Below are 16,283 nucleotides of genomic sequence, written 5' to 3' on the forward strand. Positions count from 1 at the left end.
CAAAGATACTATCAATAAATTATACTTCAATGACTTCGACAGTATCATTTATATAAACAATATACTTGTGCTTTATGGAATAATTCATGACTTCAAGAATTGAAGCATAACTATTTAGCTGGGATTTATATGAGGTTTTTTGTTCACCAGTTTTGTAATCTATGATTATGGCTTCATTATTGGAATGAATATTTATACGGTCTGGTCTTAGGATTTGACCAGTATTGGTAATAATATCTCTTTCGTTATATATTTCGAATTCACTTGTAAAATAGGGGCTTAATTTTTGATGTTGTATTACTTCCATTACTAAATCTCTTAATTCTTTCTCCTCTGAGCTTAGAATATCCCCAGACACCACCAAGTCATTGATTGCAAAATCTACATCCTGGCTCGTTTTAATCTTAGATAGAATAAGATGCACTAGATTACCACGTTCCATCGCTCTTTCTTGTTTTGTGTCCCAAAGTTGACCAGACTTGGTAATAATATTTAGGTTGTGATCTTCTTTGGGAACAGAAATGAGTCGAAGAGGCTCATTTTTATCTTCTGACTCTGGTCTTTCTTGATTGTTAATGAGTGAGCCGAAACTATAAGTTGATTGGTTATCGGACCACTTTCCTAAAGTCTGTAAATAAGAAATGAACATTCCAGCATAGGTGTTTTCAGCAACCACACCTTTATTATTTATGTCTTTTTTTGAAATTACATAAAGCTGCTCTACAGCTCTAGTAAGTGTAACGTACAAAAGATTTAAATTATCGAGTTCTAATTGTGATTGGTGTGTGTTATATATGAGTTGTCCTATTTCTCCAAAATGCTCAGTGTCCTTATTGTAATTGAGCAAAAGAGTTTCAAAGCCATTATAGTCATTTTCCTCTACTGGAAACCATGTCTTTGGGTCTAACTCTCTGTAAATATTTAAATCCGCAAATGGAAATATGACCACAGGAAACTCTAACCCTTTAGACTTATGAATGGTCATTACCTGAACTGCATTCATGTTTTTTGGGGAAACAACACTAAGACTGTCCTTTTTCTTATCAAAATAGTCAATAAAAGCAGCTAGATCTGAATTTTGCTTTTGAGTAAATTCTAAAACAACATCTAAATAAAACATAAGATAGGCATCAGATGAATTATGAAGATTGAAGGTTCTTATGAGTTGCTCAACCAGCTCATAAAGCGACATGCGCAAAAGCTCGTTTTTTTCTAGAAATATATCTAAACTCTTTAAGCTTAAAAACAATTCTTCAATACTTGGTTTAAGGTGTGTTTCAAAAAACAAATGTTTATCATTGATGCTATGTTGTTCGGCTATGAATGATAAAATTTCAATCTTTAAGCTGTCATTATTAGGCTGTAGCAACAAGCGTAAAAACGAATCGAGAAAATTAACCTTATCAGAATTCTTTAATAATAAAGTCTCTGAAGACGTAATTTCTATACCGTTTTCACTGAGGTGGTTAGCAATGGCTACGCCTTCTTTTCGCTTCCTAACAATTATACAAATATCATTGAGTGAATAGCCATTGTTTTGACACTCTATTATTCTGTTAAGCACCTGGCTTGCGTATAAATCAGTAGCATCATCATCTTTAGAAATATCTAAAAATTCGATATTTACATAGCCTTCAATGTCATTATTTAAGTTTTGATTTGAGTTTTCGTAAAGTTCTGCATAACGTTTGTCGCTAAAATAATTATCACTCAAAAACTTAAAAAAACCATTATTAAAATTGATAATTTCCTTCGCGCTTCTGTAATTGGTGTCGAGGGTTAAGACTTGAGCTTCTACCTGAAACGGATTTTCGATTTTGTTATAAAGATCAACAAACTGTTCCGCCTCACCACCACGCCATCTATAAATAGCTTGTTTGGCATCGCCAACTAACATCACAGAGCCATTTGAAGTCGATAAAGAACTGTCTAAAAGCGAAATGAGGTTTCTCCATTGCATTTTAGATGTATCCTGAAACTCGTCAATAAAGTAATGCTTAAATTTCTCTCCCAGCCGTTCATAAATAAATGGTGTAGGTTGGTCTTTAATTTCGTTGCTTATGATTTTGTTAAATTCCGAAATGAGCAATTTATTCTGCTCTTCCTTGAGCATATTTAGTTCATTTTGAATAGCATTGAGAACTGATAAAGGCGTAATATTTTTATAAAATCCTTTTTTTAGCTTTAACTCTATAATTAAGGCCTTAGTTTTTAGAAAAGCCTCGGCCAAATCGGGTTGAATACTTTCAATCGTAGAGGCAATAGTTTCTGTAACTCGTTTAGGGTAAAGTGTATTGCCCTCTGTTAAGTCGCTCTGCCAAGAAGAATCAAAAGACACGTTAAAATTTCTAGAACTTAGATTCTCAAAATAATTTGGAAGTGATTTTCTGCTAAAATCATCAAACTGTAAACCACATTCATCTATTAAGGCTAAGGTTGTTTCTGCAATTTTTAAAATATCAACTTCAAGTTTAGTAATTTCTTGGCTTAAACTAGATTTTAAAATTTTAAAATCAGCAATGGCTTTGTCTTTTAGTGTTTCTATAGCCGGCAAATCGTTTTCACTCACCAAAAGCTTCGCTATTTTATTAAAATCGTAACTGATGTCCCAACTTTTGTCATCATCAGCTTTTTCAATGGCGAAATCTACCAGTACTTTTGTGAGTGCTTTATCTGTTCCTGCTTTGGCAATAAGACTATCAACGGCTTCATTCAAAAGGCGCTCTTGGTCTAATTCCACTTCAAAATTTACAGGTAATTTTAAATCGTGGGCAAAAGTTCTAATAATCCTATGTGTAAATCCGTCTATAGTAGAAATATCAAACGCACCATAATTATGGATAATATGTTTGAGTATGTGCTTAGACTTATTATGAAGGTTTTCAGCTGAAATGGACAACTCTTCACAGATAGCAGTAAACATAGGGTGCGGTTCTCTAAGGCTTTTTTCTTGAGAAAACAGCTTGAGCATCTCAATAATTCTTTCTTTCATCTCACCAACCGCCTTATTGGTAAATGTAATGGCTAAAATGGATTTAAACTGATCGTAATTTTGGGATTGGACCAATATTTTAATATACGATTTGGCTAAAGTGAATGTTTTTCCACTACCAGCAGAAGCATTGTATATTTTAAAGGGTGATTTTGACAAAAGATAAATTTTATACCAAAATAGGGAATCTTAATAATTTATTTAGAACTTCTTGTTTTCAAAATCGTAAATTTGTTAAAATTGAAATATTAACCATTAAAAATAAATACATTATGGCTTTTGAATTACCAAAATTAAAATACGCTTATGATGCTTTAGTACCACATATTGATGCTCGCACAATGGAGATTCATCATTCTAAACATCATCAAGGTTACACTAATAAATTGAATGGCGCAATTGAAGGCACCGATCTTGAAGGAAAAACAATTGAAAATATCCTTATTAATTTAGACATGGATAACAAAGCAGTTAGAAATAACGGAGGTGGTTTTTACAACCACTCATTGTTTTGGGAAGTTATGAATCCAGAGGATAAAGGTTACCTTTCAGGAGATTTAAAGGATGCAATTGAGGCAGAATTTGGATCCAAAGAGGCTTTTGTTGATGCGTTTTCTAAAGCTGCTGCAACACAGTTTGGTTCTGGTTGGGCTTGGTTATGTGTCCATAAAGGAGGTAAGGTTGAAGTTTGTTCAACTCCTAACCAAGATAATCCATTAATGCCAGGAGTTGGTTGTGGTGGAACACCAATATTAGGTTTAGATGTTTGGGAACATGCATATTATTTAAACTACCAAAACAGAAGACCAGATTATATTGATGCCTTTTTTAAGGTAATTAACTGGAATGAAGTTGAGCGTCGTTACGCAGAAGCGAAATAAGTAGTGGCATAACACAAATAAAAAATCCAGGCTTGTCGAGCTTGGATTTTTTATGAATTAAAATGAAAAAAGGTGAACGAGAGTTCACCTTTTTTGCCCCAAATCTACCATAAACTTAACCTACTTATGTTATGGTGAGTCAAATATAAGTTCACATCATTTTAACTTCTGAATTTTTTGGATAAACGACCTATATATTAGTCTAAGCGTGGAAACTACTTTGATTACTTAGCTTTTAGTTAATAAATAACCCGTGAAAATTAAAAATTCAAGGATTTTTATTTTAATGGTATTCATAAAAAAAGGTGAACACTGTTCACCTTTTTTTGCCCCAAATCTACCATGAACTTAACCTACTTATGTTATGGTGATACCAAAGTAAATGTTATTTGTTAAAAGAGTACATATAATGGATGAAATGCACTTTTCTTGGATGAAATACACATTTTTTCGGATTAAACGTTAATTTTGAGCGATAATTAGTAAGCGCGCTCTTTATTTCCTTCGTAGAAATTTATAAATGCTCTATTCACTACTCTATTGCCTCCGTCTGTTGGATAGTCTCCAGTAAAATACCAATCTCCTAAATTCTTTGGACAAGCCTTATGAAGGTTTTCAACTGGCTGAAAAATGATTTTCACTTCTGCGTTCACGTCTTCATCACTCAAAAGTTCTGCGATTTTATCAGAAATTTGCTCGTCAGTAAAATTGTTATAGATCTCTTTTACATAATTCACTACATTTTTGTCATTTAGATGGACCTGCTCAAGACATTTTTTGTAAACGTCCTCTACAATATGGTATTGGTCATTATCTCTTAATAATTCTAAGGCAGCTCTAAAAGCCACAAGACTTTCTAGGTTTGCCATATCTATACCGTAGCAATCTGGGTAGCGTATTTGAGGAGCAGATGATACCACAACAATCTTTTTGGGATTCAAGCGATCCATCATTTTTATGATACTTTTTTTAAGTGTTGTACCTCGTACTATACTATCATCTATAATCACTAAATTATCTGTGGACTTTATAACTCCATAGGTTACGTCATATACGTGGGCAACTAAATCATCCCTACTACTATCTTCAGTAATAAATGTTCTTAGCTTAACATCTTTAATGGCAATCTTTTCTATTCGCGGTCTTTCTGATAATATTTCTGTAACTCTTTCTGCTGAAAGTTTTCCGTTTCCATCTAAGATGGATTTAGTTTTTTTAGCATTCAGATGTTCTTCAACCGTATCAATCATTCCATAAAATGAAGTTTCAGCGGTGTTTGGTATAAATGAGAATACTGTGTTTTCAGTATCATTGCCAATAGCTTCAAGAACCTTAGGCATCAATAAACGACCTAATTCTTTTCTTTCTTTATAGATTTCTGCATCACTACCTCTAGAGAAATAAATACGTTCAAACGAACAAGCTTTACGCTCTAAGGGCTCTAGTATCTTTTTAATTTTAGTTTCACCAGATTTCTTTGTGATAATGGCATGTCCCGGATCTAATTCTTTTACATCTTCAAAAGCAACATTAAAAACGGTTTGTATTACAGGTCGCTCAGAAGCAACAACCACAACTTCGTCATCTTTATAATAATATGTAGGCCTGATGCCTGCAGGGTCTCTTAAAACAAATGAATCTCCATGACCTAATAAGCCAGCCATAGCATAGCCGCCATCCCAATTTTTAGCCGCGCGTTTTAATATTTTGCTCAGTTTTAAACGCTCAGCTATTAATGGCGAACATTCAATTTTTGAATAGCCTTCTTTTTTTAAATCTTTATAGATTTTAGCGACAGCGTCATCTAGGAAATGACCAATTTTTTCCATTACAGTTATGGTGTCCGCTTTTTCCTTGGGATGCTGTCCCAGATCTATCAAATTATCGAAAAGCTCATTAACATTGGTCATGTTAAAGTTACCGGCAACAATCAGATTTCGGTGCATCCAATTGTTCTGTCTCAGAAAAGGATGAACACTTTCCACACTGTTTTTCCCAAATGTGCCATAGCGTACATGACCCAATAACAATTCGCCAACGTAAGGAATATACTTTTTTTGAAGTTCAGTGTTGTCTTTATACTCTGGGTGCTTTGTAATTTCCTCATTAATACGCTCATTAATCTGAGCAAATATATCTTGAATAGGCTGTTGCGCAATAGAACGCACTCTACTGATATAGCGTTCACCAGGGCTTGTGTCTAATTTAATACTTGCAAAACCAGCACCATCTTGTCCACGGTTGTGCTGCTTTTCCATCATTAGGTACATTTTATTGACACCATAAAAGGCACTCCCATACTTTTTCTTGTAATAATCTAATGGTTTTAAAAGTCTAATAAGTGCAATACCGCACTCATGTTTTAAAGCATCACTCATATTCTATAATAAAAAAACGCACTCATTTTCAGAGTGCGCTAGATTTAAGTTAATTCTATATCAAATTGTGTTAGACTCTTAAATTGGCCTAATCGCTTATGTACTTCACTTGCAGTGAGATTAAGCATTCGCTCTGTGCCAAACTTTTCTACACAAAAGGATGCTAAGGTGGAACCATAAATCACAGCATTTTTCATATTCTCAAAAGAGTAATCTTCAGTTTTGGCTAAATATCCTGCAAAGCCACCAGCAAAGGTATCACCCGCTCCTGTTGGATCAAAAACTTCTTCTAAAGGTAATGCAGGCGCATAGAACACATTATCGTCATGAAACAATAACGCTCCATGCTCACCTTTTTTAATCACTACATATTTTGGGCCCATCTCATGAATCTTTCTAGCAGCAACAACCAATGAATATTCTCCGGTTAATTGTCTTGCTTCCTCATCATTGATAGTGATAACGTCTATATGTTTTATAGTATTGTGTAAATCCTCTAGGGCACAATCCATCCAAAAATTCATAGTATCTAGTATGGCCAACTTTGGCTTGGTCTCCATCTGGTTTAGAACACTCATTTGGGTTAGTGGATGTAAATTGCCGAGCATTACAACTTCAGCATCCTTATAGTCTTCAGGAACTTTAGGTTCAAAATCGGCAAGTACGTTTAATTCGGTAGCTAAGGTGTCTCTAGAGTTCATATCATTATGGTACTTACCACTCCAAAAGAAGGTTTTGCCGTCTTTTACAATTTCAACACCAGAAATATCGATATTTCTGTCTGTCATTAAATCTAAGTACTCTTGTGGAAAATCGCCTCCAACCACAGATACAACTGCGGAATCAACATTAAAATTTGACGCAGCCAAACCTATAAAAGTCCCAGCACCACCAAGAATTTTATCGGTTTTGCCAAAAGGTGTTTCAATAGCATCAAAAGCCACTGTTCCGACAATTACTAATTTACCCATTAAAGTAAGTTTGAATTAAGGTGCAAAAGTACATAAAATATCTTCCTTGTGAAATAGCGTCCTAACCTAATAACAGAAATTATTTTCTCCCAAAATCTGCAGGAATTTCTCCCCAAGCCTTTGTTTCCCATTTTACTATGGTAGTAGAATAATTATTGATTTTCAACCATTTTACAGCTCTATCAACCAACTCAAACAAATCTTTGTTTTTGTTATTCCGCTCAAGTTTAGTATTGCAAGTTTTTTTTCGCACCCAACTCATGGCAGTTTTAGAATCTGTGTAGATAATCCTGTCACTTTTATGTTGTTTTAAAAAAGCCAAACCATGAACAATGGCCAAGAATTCGCCTATGTTATTAGTGCCTTCCTCAAAAGGACCTTGTATAAAAAGTTGTTTTTTGGACTTGGTATCTACACCACGATATTCCATTTTACCAGGATTGCCAGATGATGCTGCATCAACTGAAATAGAATTATAATTCGGTTGACCAATTTTTTTCAGTAGTTCGTTAGAAAGTTCACTTTTAAAACTTTTCGATTTTCCTATATAGTCTTTTGGTCCATCTCTATACGCTTTCTTTGCTGCGTCAAAAGTTGTGAAGGATTTATACTGTGCTCCTTTAAAGTCTTTGATTTGAGCCTTGCAATCGTCCCAAGATTCAAAGACTCCTGTGTTATGGCCTTTCCAGACGGTGTAATATTTTTTTTTCTTTTTTGACATGAATTATTTTGACACGGATTTCACAGATTACCACTGACTCTTGCTATGAATGGCATGATACTAATTTCACGAATTTTCACCAATCATTTTGGAGTTTAGTTTTTTGAAATTTGTTAATTAAGTAATTGCTGTACCATCTTAGGAAAATGTTCCATCTCCAATTTATGAATCTTTTTAGCCACATCTTCAGCAGAATCCGATGGTTCAACCTCACACTTAGCCTGGAAAATTATAGCTCCTTCGTCATAATTTTCATTTACATAATGAATTGTTATCCCAGTTTCGGTTTCTTTATTTGCTACAACAGCTTCGTGAACAAATTGCCCATACATCCCTTTTCCACCATATTTTGGTAGTAAAGCAGGGTGGATATTTATTACTTTATTTTCAAACTCCTTGAGGATAAATTCAGGAAATTTCCAAAGAAAACCAGCCAATACAATAAGGTCTGGTTGAGACGCTTTTAGAATATTCAACACGTCTTCAGACTTTGAAAAGGCAATTCTATTGAATGATAAACCACTCACTTTCAATTTCTTACATCGCTCTAAGACTTTGGCATGAGGATTGTTGGTCAATACCTGAATAACAGACGCATTATCGCTGTTGTGAAAAAACTTAATTAAATTTTCAGCATTACTTCCACTTCCGGACGCAAAAATTACAATTCGTTTCATATACTTGCCATCATGTTCAAATTATTCAAACAAAAAAAAGAATAATAATTAACAATTAGGGCAAAACGGAATACTTCTATTTTATTTTTACTAAATTAAAAGCACATTTTATCGGTAAAGATGATTTTTAACGTAAAGTTTTTTATTTTTGCCATCTAATTAAAACTTAAAATTAAAAGATTATGTCAGACATTGCATCACGAGTAAAAGCGATTATCGTAGACAAATTAGGTGTTGATGAAAACGAAGTTGTAACTGAAGCGAGCTTCACTAACGACTTAGGTGCAGATTCATTGGATACTGTAGAATTAATAATGGAATTTGAAAAAGAATTTGATATTCAAATCCCAGATGATCAAGCTGAGAACATTGCAACAGTTGGTCAAGCTATCTCTTACATAGAAGAAGCAAAATAAGAACTTTATTTTTATGGAATTAAAGCGAGTCGTAGTTACTGGTCTAGGTGCTCTTACGCCAATTGGCAATACCAAAGATGAATATTGGAATGGTCTTGTTAATGGTGAAAGTGGTGCTGCTCCAATTACACATTTTGATGCTGAGAAGTTCAAAACACAATTCGCTTGTGAAGTAAAAAACTTTGAAGTTACTGACTTTATTGACAGAAAGCTGGCAAAGCGAATGGACAAGTTTTCGCAGTATGCAATGGTTGCTTCGGATGAAGCAATTGCAGACTCAAAACTAGATCTAGATTCATTAAACAAATATAGAGTAGGAGTTATTTGGGGAGCTGGTATTGGTGGTTTAGAGACATTTCAGGAAGAAGTGTTAAACTATGCTGCTGGTGATGGCACACCTCGTTTTAACCCTTTCTTCATTCCGAAAATGATTGCTGATATTGCACCAGGAAACATATCTATTAAATATGGTTTCATGGGACCAAACTACACAACGGTTTCTGCGTGTGCTTCTTCCGCTAATTCAATGATCGATGCCTTAAACACGATACGTTTAGGTCATTGTGATGTTGTAATTACAGGTGGAAGTGAAGCTGCGGTTACCATTGCTGGTATGGGAGGTTTCAACGCTATGCATGCTATGAGCACTCGTAACGATAGTCCGGAAACGGCTTCTAGACCTTTTGATGCTAACCGAGATGGTTTTGTTTTGGGAGAAGGAGCAGGTTCTATTGTTTTAGAAGAGTATGAGCACGCCAAAGCAAGAGGAGCAAAAATCTATGCTGAAGTTGTAGGTGGAGGCTTATCTTCTGATGCTTATCATATGACAGCACCTCACCCAGATGGTATAGGAGTTGTTGCGGTAATGAAAAATTGTTTAGAGAATGCTGGTTTAAATCCTGAAGATGTAGATCATATTAACACACACGGTACATCCACACCATTAGGTGATGTTGCCGAACTTAAAGCTATATCAGAAGTATTTGGCAGCCATGCTAAAAACATAAATATTAATTCTACCAAATCTATGACTGGTCACTTGTTGGGTGCAGCCGGAGCTATTGAAGCTATTGCTTCGATTTTGGCTTTAGAACATGGAATTATTCCACCGACAATTAACCACGAAACTCATGATGAGAATATAGATCCAGAATTAAATTTAACGCTCAATGAAGCGCAGAAACGAGATATAAAAGTCGCAATGAGTAATACATTTGGATTTGGCGGCCACAACGCTTGTGTATTATTTAAAAAAATAGATTAAATCCCGAATGACTTTCATTCGTAACATATTAAAAAATTCCCGTTCTCAAGAAGACGGGAATTTTTTTTTACAACTAAAAAATATTCTAGGCTTTAAGCCAAAATCTAAATCACTTTACATAAAAGCCTTTACTCATCGCTCTATGAATATTAGGGATAAAAAGGGTAATCCTATAAACTATGAGCGTTTGGAGTTTGTAGGTGATGCCATGCTCAGTTCTGTTATTGCAGCATACCTATACGAGAAAGTGCCACATGGTGACGAAGGCTATCTTACAAAGATGCGCTCTAAAGTAGTAAGTAGGGAGCACCTAAATGAACTTGGTAAAGAACTCAACCTCATTGACTTGGTGCAAAGTAGAATACCAAAGTCTAATTTTGGTAACAACATCCACGGTAACCTTTTTGAAGCATTAGTAGGTGCCATTTATTTAGATAAAGGTTATAAAACTTGCGAAAACTTTATTTACAAACGTGTTATTAATCCTCATGTAGATATAGAGACCTTAGAAGGCAAAGTTATTAGTTATAAAAGTCTGTTGATTGAGTGGTGCCAAAAAGAAAAAAACACATTCGATTATGAAGTTTATGAGGACACAGGCAAAGATGAGTTAAAGCACTTTTCTGTTAAACTTAGTATTAATGATAAAGTGGTCTCAAAGGCCAGGGCAACTTCAAAAAAGAAAGCGGAAGAAAAGGCATCCAAACGCGCTTTTTTTGCATTTCAGAAGCAAATTACCAAGCTTATTTAATTCAAGAATTTAATTTTATTAAACTACAACGTTTTCGTAGATTTTAAGGGTTAAGATTAACCAAAAGTTAATAAATCTAAGGCATTTATATTCTATATTTACATTTCAGAGTTATGACTATATGGCTTTACACAAACTTCTTGTTGACGATTTTTATGACGACACCTACAAACTCATTGCTATTCATTGTGGGCTAGAAGACTATCGATTGGCTTATTTGCTTAACCAAAGTTTAGAGCTGAACTTAAAGCGTAAATCCAAAGATCTTGATTTTGAATATTTAAAATCTTCGTACAGTATTTTTGAGTGGAATAACGTTTCACAATTTGTGACCTGGAACTTGGTTTCTAACGTATGCAAAAAAGAGGAAGAGAGTCTATATAGTACAGGCTTATTTCAAACTAATGAAAAAGTATTAAAGACTTTTAATTTAGTCCCAGAGTACAAAAGGGTAGATTACTTTATAAAGATTTCTGATGAGATACAGAATGTAAACGAAAAATTAATCTTGGATAAACTGCAGAATATTCCGCAGATTGTAACAAGTTATTCTGTTAATCCGATACAATTAAAATCAAAAGACCATTTAATTTTTTGAATTGATGCTAAACAAAAAAACCAAAATAGTAGCCACATTAGGCCCAGCAACAAGTAGCAAGGACGTTTTAAAAGCCATGCTCGATGAAGGCGCCAATGTTTTTAGAATAAACTTTTCGCACGCGAATTATAAGGATGTTGAGGAGCGCATAAAAATGATAAGAGAGCTCAATGACGAGTTTGGATACAATGCTTCGATCTTAGCAGATTTACAAGGTCCCAAACTACGTGTTGGCACCATGAAAGGCGAAGTTGTTGTTAATGAAGGGGACGAAATTATTTTCGCAACTGGCAAACGATTTGAAGGCACTAAAGAACGTGTCTATATGACTTACGACAACTTTCCACAAGACGCTAAAAGAGGTGAAAGAATTCTATTGGATGATGGAAAATTAATTTTTGAAGTCGTTTCCACAGACGGAAAGTCTGAAGTAAAGGCAGAAGTTATACAAGGCGGTCCTTTAAAATCTAAAAAAGGGGTAAACCTTCCAAATACAGATATCTCTCAACCTGCTTTGACAAAAAAGGATATAGAGGATGCCATTTTTGCTATAGGACAAAAGGTGGATTGGATCGCTTTATCCTTTGTTAGGCATGCTGAGGATTTAATGCAATTGGAAGAATTAATTAAAGAGCATAGTGATCATAAAATTCCGATTATTGCTAAGATAGAAAAGCCAGAAGCTGTTGAAAACATTGATAAAATTGTTGCTTACTGTGATGGTTTAATGGTAGCTCGTGGTGATTTAGGTGTTGAAATACCAGCTGAGGAAGTGCCATTAATTCAAAAGAAATTAGTACTAAGAGCCAAACGCGCAAGAATTCCTGTAATCATAGCTACGCAAATGATGGAAACCATGATTACAAGCTTAACACCAACACGAGCTGAGGTCAACGATGTTGCCAATTCGGTAATGGATGGTGCTGATGCGGTAATGCTTTCAGGAGAAACCTCTGTTGGGCAATATCCTGTACAAGTGATACGCCAAATGGCAAATATTATACGTAGTGTAGAAGATTCTCCCTTAATTGAAGTGCCACAATCTCCTCCTCATATACGTACCAAACGGTATATAACTAAATCTATTTGTTATCACGCTGCTAATATGGCAAATGAGATCAATGCCAAAACCATTTCTACGTTGACCAATAGTGGTTACACGGCTTTTCAGATTTCTGCATGGAGACCACAAGCCCATATTTTAGTGTTTACATCTAACAAGCGTATTTTAACCCAATTGAGTTTGCTTTGGGGAGTAGAAGCTTTTTTCTATGATAAGTTTGTAAGTACTGATGAAACGGTTGGTGACATTAATAAAATTGCTAAAGAGCGAGGTTATCTAAAAAAAGGCGATATGGCCATTAGCTTAGCTTCCATGCCAATTACGGAAAAGGGGATGGTGAATACCTTACGAGTCAGGGAGATTACTAATGATTAGAGACTTAAATCAATTTAACTTTTAATTTCCACCCGATAAATCCGGCTAGAACCATTATCATATTTATTAATTTCAGAGATTAACTCCTCTGTGTTGGTAAAACCATTTTCTTTTGACTCTACGCTACTTCTGCGGCTTGTAAAATAAAGTGTTCCGTTGTTTACAAAAGGACAAAATTCCATATACTTGGAATTAATGGGCTCTCCAAGATTTTCAGCAGTTGTCCATTCACTGTTTACGTTTCTGCTGATATACATATCACCAGATCCCAATGCATCTGGTCGTCGCCAACCTCCGAAAATGATATAAGATTCATCTGGTGCAATAAAAGCATTATACTCAGCACCTTTGGTGTTCACTCCCTCTCCTAAAATTGTTGGCTCTGCATAAGCGTTGTTTTCCCATTTGCTTACATAGATATCGTCTGCAGATTCTAGTTCTTCTTTAATAAGAGTAAAATATAGATTGCCATTTGCAGCCACAGCAGGATAAAACTCATCACCATCTGTATTTATTGGTGCACCAATATTTTTTGGTTTTGACCATGCCTCAGCTTTAGTGGAACGCTCCACATACCAAATATCCATATCTTTTGTATTGGTGCTATCTTTTGAAACAGGTCTGTTAGATACAAAATAGAGCTTTAAATTATCGGGAGATAAAAAAGGTTCAAGATCTGTATATTGGCCTGAAAAACTACTAATTTCAGGGTCTTGCCATTCATTATTTTTCTTTTCAATTTTCATGATTACAGAAAGCTCTCTTGCTGGACTTTGCAATGAAAAATAAGCCTCGGTTTCGTCATTATCCATTGTAAAATCCCTAACATTAGTAAACTGTGAAAAGATATGTTCTGCAAAGGGTTGTACACCGCCTTTTTCTTGGTTTTCCTTTTCTGGTTCAGAAGTTACTTCTTTTGAAGCTTCATTATCTTTACATGAAGAAATTGAGAGTAATATGACTACAGCGATTAGTACATTTAAGAATTTCATACGTGGTTGGTTTAGTAGTTGACATAAACTTAAGAAATTCAACAGATTAAAATTCGAACTTTAACTGAACGCTAACAGATTTCTTTTTGTCTTCCGAAGGCTTTGCTTTGACTGACTTATCTGTATTTAAGTTAGAGAGAGAAATTCCTAAAAGTCTCACCGAATTTTTTAGTTTGTCTTGATATAACAAATCTTTTGCAGTCTCTAAAATAACAGCCTTATCACTTACAAAATAAGGAAGCGTCTTACTTCGGGTCTGTAATGTAAAGTCAGAGTATTTTATTTTTAATGTTATGGTTTTTCCTGCAACGTTACTTTTTTCAAGTCGCTTGGCGACTTCTTCTGCAATATGGTCAAGCTTTTCTAGCATAAAAATTTCAGAAGACAAATTTTCACTGAATGTGCGCTCGGCAGCTAGAGACTTGCGTATGCGATTAGGTTTTACTTCACTATTGTGAATGCCTCGCACTACATAGTAATAATACCGACCTGACTTTCCGAAGTTTTCGTCTAAATATTCAAGACTCTTGGCTTTTAAATCCTTACCGGTAAAAATGCCTTTTTGATACATCTTTTCTGCGGTGACTTTACCAACACCATAGAATTTTCTAATGTCCAAATCTTCTAAAAATTGAAGCACGTCCTCAGGATTTACCGTTTTTTGACCATTGGGCTTATTGTAATCGCTCGCAACCTTAGCAATAAACTTGTTGATTGAAATGCCTGCGGAAGCCGTTAAACCAACTTCGTCAAAAATGCGTTGCCGTATCTTTTGAGCAATTAATGTCGCACTAGGCAAGCCTATTTTGTTTTCCGTTACGTCAAGATAGGCTTCATCTAGCGATAAAGGCTCTACTAAATCTGTGTACTCGAAAAAAATTTTCCGAATACGATTGGAGATGTCCTTATAACGTTCAAAATCTGTTCTAACAAAAATTAGTTCTTGACAAAGCTTTTCTGCCAAACGACCAGACATAGCACTTCTTACTCCATATTTGCGAGCTTCATAACTTGCCGCACTTATCACGCCTCGTTTTCCGCCACCTCCAACAGCTATTGGTTTACCTTTAAGTTCAGGGTTGTCCATTTGGGCTATGGAAGCATAAAACGCATCCATATCCACATGAATTATCTTTCTTATTGGTAAATCGTTTAGCATGCAGTAAATTTAGGGATTAAATATAGTTTAAGTAGTATCGATAATGGCCGTAGAAATTGAGCGTAAGTTTTTAGTGACATCTGATGGCTTTAAAAAAGAAGCTTCAACGAGCTATATCATTCAACAAGGTTTTTTAAACAGTCATAAAGAGCGAACTGTACGTGTGAGATTGAAGGAGGATAAAGGCTATTTAACTATAAAAGGAAAATCTTCTAACGATGGTTTATCTCGATTTGAATGGGAAAAAGAAATTACTAGGGTAGAAGCTGAAAATCTTTTAGACCTATGTGAAGAATCCATTATAGATAAGAAACGCTACGAAGTCAAATATGGCAGCCACACGTTTGAAGTTGATGAGTTTTATGGTAATAATGATGGTTTAATTATTGCTGAAGTTGAACTACAATCTAAGAATGAAACTTTTGAAAGACCTAACTGGTTGGGTAAAGAAGTTACTGGTGATATAAAATATTATAATTCGCAATTAAGCAAACAACCATTTAAAAACTGGAAAGAATGAAAAATATACTAATAATTCTATGTGTATTTAGTTTACTATCATGTAAAAACGAAACAAAATCCAATGAGAAAACTTCAGAGTCCCAAGAAGAAAGTATTGAAACTATTAAAGAGCAATCTGTTGCTGAAATAAAAGCTAAACTTGTAGACGAGGGTTATGAGGTCTTTGATTATGTTGATGAGAAGACAAAGGATACTACATTAATGCAGCAATACTTTATAGCTTTTTTAAAACGCGGACCAATTAGAAATCAAAATGAAGAGGAATCAGCGAGACTTCAAAAAGAGCATTTAGCGCACTTAGGTAAAATGTACGAATTAGGTTATGCGGATATCTCTGGACCTTTTGGTGATGACGGTGATATTAGAGGTATCACAATTTACAACGTGCCAACTTTAGAAATGGCAGACAGTTTAGCAAATGCCGACCCAATGGTTAAAGCTGGACGATTAGTTATAGAACTGCATCCTTGGTGGGCAGCTAAGGGATTTCCATTACGATAAAACAAAAACGCTCTGATAAGAA

The 16,283-nt window shown here is 34.9% G+C and carries 15 protein-coding genes; 8 read left to right on the forward strand and 7 right to left on the reverse strand.

Going from position 1 to position 16,283, the window contains the following annotated elements:
- Positions 1-19: 19 nt before the first annotated feature.
- The gene (locus ACQ65V_RS05615; RefSeq protein ID WP_430467198.1) at positions 20-3,151 is read right to left on the reverse strand and encodes a UvrD-helicase domain-containing protein; all 3,132 of its coding nucleotides are present in this window, start codon (positions 3,149-3,151) and stop codon (positions 20-22) included.
- Positions 3,152-3,264: 113 nt separating this feature from the next.
- Between ACQ65V_RS05615 and ACQ65V_RS05620 the strand changes: the two genes are divergently transcribed.
- The gene (locus tag ACQ65V_RS05620) at positions 3,265-3,873 is read left to right on the forward strand and encodes a superoxide dismutase (protein ID WP_155089085.1); all 609 of its coding nucleotides are present in this window, start codon (positions 3,265-3,267) and stop codon (positions 3,871-3,873) included.
- Between the two features lie 479 nt (positions 3,874-4,352).
- Here ACQ65V_RS05620 and ACQ65V_RS05625 read toward each other — a convergent pair whose 3' ends face one another.
- From ACQ65V_RS05625 to ACQ65V_RS05640, 4 genes are all read right to left on the reverse strand, one after another.
- A complete protein-coding gene (locus ACQ65V_RS05625) occupies positions 4,353-6,251 on the reverse strand; it encodes an amidophosphoribosyltransferase (RefSeq protein WP_430467199.1) in 1,899 nt (632 codons plus the stop codon).
- 44 nt (positions 6,252-6,295) lie between these two features.
- On the reverse strand, positions 6,296-7,222 hold the full coding sequence (locus ACQ65V_RS05630; protein ID WP_430467200.1) for a PfkB family carbohydrate kinase: 927 nt from the start codon (positions 7,220-7,222) through the stop codon (positions 6,296-6,298).
- 79 nt (positions 7,223-7,301) lie between these two features.
- On the reverse strand, positions 7,302-7,943 hold the full coding sequence (locus ACQ65V_RS05635; protein ID WP_430467201.1) for a viroplasmin family protein: 642 nt from the start codon (positions 7,941-7,943) through the stop codon (positions 7,302-7,304).
- A 113-nt stretch (positions 7,944-8,056) separates the two neighbouring features.
- Positions 8,057-8,620: a phosphoribosylglycinamide formyltransferase gene (locus ACQ65V_RS05640; protein ID WP_430467202.1), complete on the reverse strand. Its 564-nt coding sequence runs from the start codon at positions 8,618-8,620 to the stop codon at positions 8,057-8,059.
- 182 nt (positions 8,621-8,802) lie between these two features.
- Between ACQ65V_RS05640 and ACQ65V_RS05645 the strand changes: the two genes are divergently transcribed.
- The 5 genes from ACQ65V_RS05645 to pyk all read left to right on the forward strand — a co-directional run bounded on the left by ACQ65V_RS05645 (position 8,803) and on the right by pyk (position 13,087).
- Positions 8,803-9,036 carry an acyl carrier protein gene (locus tag ACQ65V_RS05645; protein WP_008269813.1) on the forward strand — a complete coding sequence of 78 codons (234 nt, stop codon included), beginning with the start codon at positions 8,803-8,805 and terminating at the stop codon, positions 9,034-9,036.
- Between the two features lie 13 nt (positions 9,037-9,049).
- Positions 9,050-10,300 carry a beta-ketoacyl-ACP synthase II gene (fabF, locus tag ACQ65V_RS05650; protein WP_155089080.1) on the forward strand — a complete coding sequence of 417 codons (1,251 nt, stop codon included), beginning with the start codon at positions 9,050-9,052 and terminating at the stop codon, positions 10,298-10,300.
- A 7-nt stretch (positions 10,301-10,307) separates the two neighbouring features.
- A complete protein-coding gene (gene rnc, locus ACQ65V_RS05655; RefSeq protein ID WP_430467203.1) occupies positions 10,308-11,051 on the forward strand; it encodes a ribonuclease III in 744 nt (247 codons plus the stop codon).
- Between the two features lie 121 nt (positions 11,052-11,172).
- Entirely contained in the window at positions 11,173-11,649 is a 477-nt protein-coding gene (locus ACQ65V_RS05660; RefSeq protein WP_273289172.1) for an IPExxxVDY family protein, read from the forward strand.
- 4 nt (positions 11,650-11,653) lie between these two features.
- Entirely contained in the window at positions 11,654-13,087 is a 1,434-nt protein-coding gene (gene pyk / locus ACQ65V_RS05665) for a pyruvate kinase (RefSeq protein ID WP_412559501.1), read from the forward strand.
- A gap of 14 nt (positions 13,088-13,101) precedes the next feature.
- On the opposite strand, the gene ACQ65V_RS05670 is transcribed toward pyk, so the two are convergent.
- Positions 13,102-14,079 carry a TolB family protein gene (locus ACQ65V_RS05670; RefSeq protein WP_430467204.1) on the reverse strand — a complete coding sequence of 326 codons (978 nt, stop codon included), beginning with the start codon at positions 14,077-14,079 and terminating at the stop codon, positions 13,102-13,104.
- A 46-nt stretch (positions 14,080-14,125) separates the two neighbouring features.
- On the reverse strand, positions 14,126-15,238 hold the full coding sequence (gene dinB / locus ACQ65V_RS05675; RefSeq protein ID WP_430467205.1) for a DNA polymerase IV: 1,113 nt from the start codon (positions 15,236-15,238) through the stop codon (positions 14,126-14,128).
- Between the two features lie 43 nt (positions 15,239-15,281).
- Between dinB and ACQ65V_RS05680 the strand changes: the two genes are divergently transcribed.
- Both ACQ65V_RS05680 and ACQ65V_RS05685 read left to right on the forward strand, forming a co-directional pair.
- Positions 15,282-15,758: a CYTH domain-containing protein gene (locus tag ACQ65V_RS05680; protein WP_430467206.1), complete on the forward strand. Its 477-nt coding sequence runs from the start codon at positions 15,282-15,284 to the stop codon at positions 15,756-15,758.
- Complete coding sequence (locus ACQ65V_RS05685; RefSeq protein WP_412559497.1) at positions 15,755-16,261, forward strand: YciI family protein; 507 nt, start codon at positions 15,755-15,757, stop codon at positions 16,259-16,261. The genes ACQ65V_RS05680 and ACQ65V_RS05685 overlap by 4 nt, the downstream gene beginning before the upstream one ends.
- Positions 16,262-16,283: the final 22 nt, after the last annotated feature.

Origin of the sequence: Winogradskyella ouciana, assembly GCF_965284585.1 — a bacterium.
Lineage (GTDB): Bacteria > Bacteroidota > Bacteroidia > Flavobacteriales > Flavobacteriaceae > Winogradskyella > Winogradskyella ouciana.

What these genes read in the sequence shown, in the direction of transcription:
- ACQ65V_RS05620 (WP_155089085.1), top strand. Translation starts at nt 3,265, where the DNA reads ATGGCTTTTGAATTACCAAAATTAAAATACGCTTATGATGCTTTAGTA.
- ACQ65V_RS05625 (WP_430467199.1), bottom strand. Translation starts at nt 6,251, where the DNA reads ATGAGTGATGCTTTAAAACATGAGTGCGGTATTGCACTTATTAGACTT.
- ACQ65V_RS05630 (WP_430467200.1), bottom strand. Translation starts at nt 7,222, where the DNA reads ATGGGTAAATTAGTAATTGTCGGAACAGTGGCTTTTGATGCTATTGAA.
- ACQ65V_RS05635 (WP_430467201.1), bottom strand. Translation starts at nt 7,943, where the DNA reads ATGTCAAAAAAGAAAAAAAAATATTACACCGTCTGGAAAGGCCATAAC.
- ACQ65V_RS05640 (WP_430467202.1), bottom strand. Translation starts at nt 8,620, where the DNA reads ATGAAACGAATTGTAATTTTTGCGTCCGGAAGTGGAAGTAATGCTGAA.
- ACQ65V_RS05645 (WP_008269813.1), top strand. Translation starts at nt 8,803, where the DNA reads ATGTCAGACATTGCATCACGAGTAAAAGCGATTATCGTAGACAAATTA.
- fabF (WP_155089080.1), top strand. Translation starts at nt 9,050, where the DNA reads ATGGAATTAAAGCGAGTCGTAGTTACTGGTCTAGGTGCTCTTACGCCA.
- rnc (WP_430467203.1), top strand. Translation starts at nt 10,308, where the DNA reads ATGACTTTCATTCGTAACATATTAAAAAATTCCCGTTCTCAAGAAGAC.
- ACQ65V_RS05660 (WP_273289172.1), top strand. Translation starts at nt 11,173, where the DNA reads ATGGCTTTACACAAACTTCTTGTTGACGATTTTTATGACGACACCTAC.
- pyk (WP_412559501.1), top strand. Translation starts at nt 11,654, where the DNA reads ATGCTAAACAAAAAAACCAAAATAGTAGCCACATTAGGCCCAGCAACA.
- ACQ65V_RS05670 (WP_430467204.1), bottom strand. Translation starts at nt 14,079, where the DNA reads ATGAAATTCTTAAATGTACTAATCGCTGTAGTCATATTACTCTCAATT.
- dinB (WP_430467205.1), bottom strand. Translation starts at nt 15,238, where the DNA reads ATGCTAAACGATTTACCAATAAGAAAGATAATTCATGTGGATATGGAT.
- ACQ65V_RS05680 (WP_430467206.1), top strand. Translation starts at nt 15,282, where the DNA reads ATGGCCGTAGAAATTGAGCGTAAGTTTTTAGTGACATCTGATGGCTTT.
- ACQ65V_RS05685 (WP_412559497.1), top strand. Translation starts at nt 15,755, where the DNA reads ATGAAAAATATACTAATAATTCTATGTGTATTTAGTTTACTATCATGT.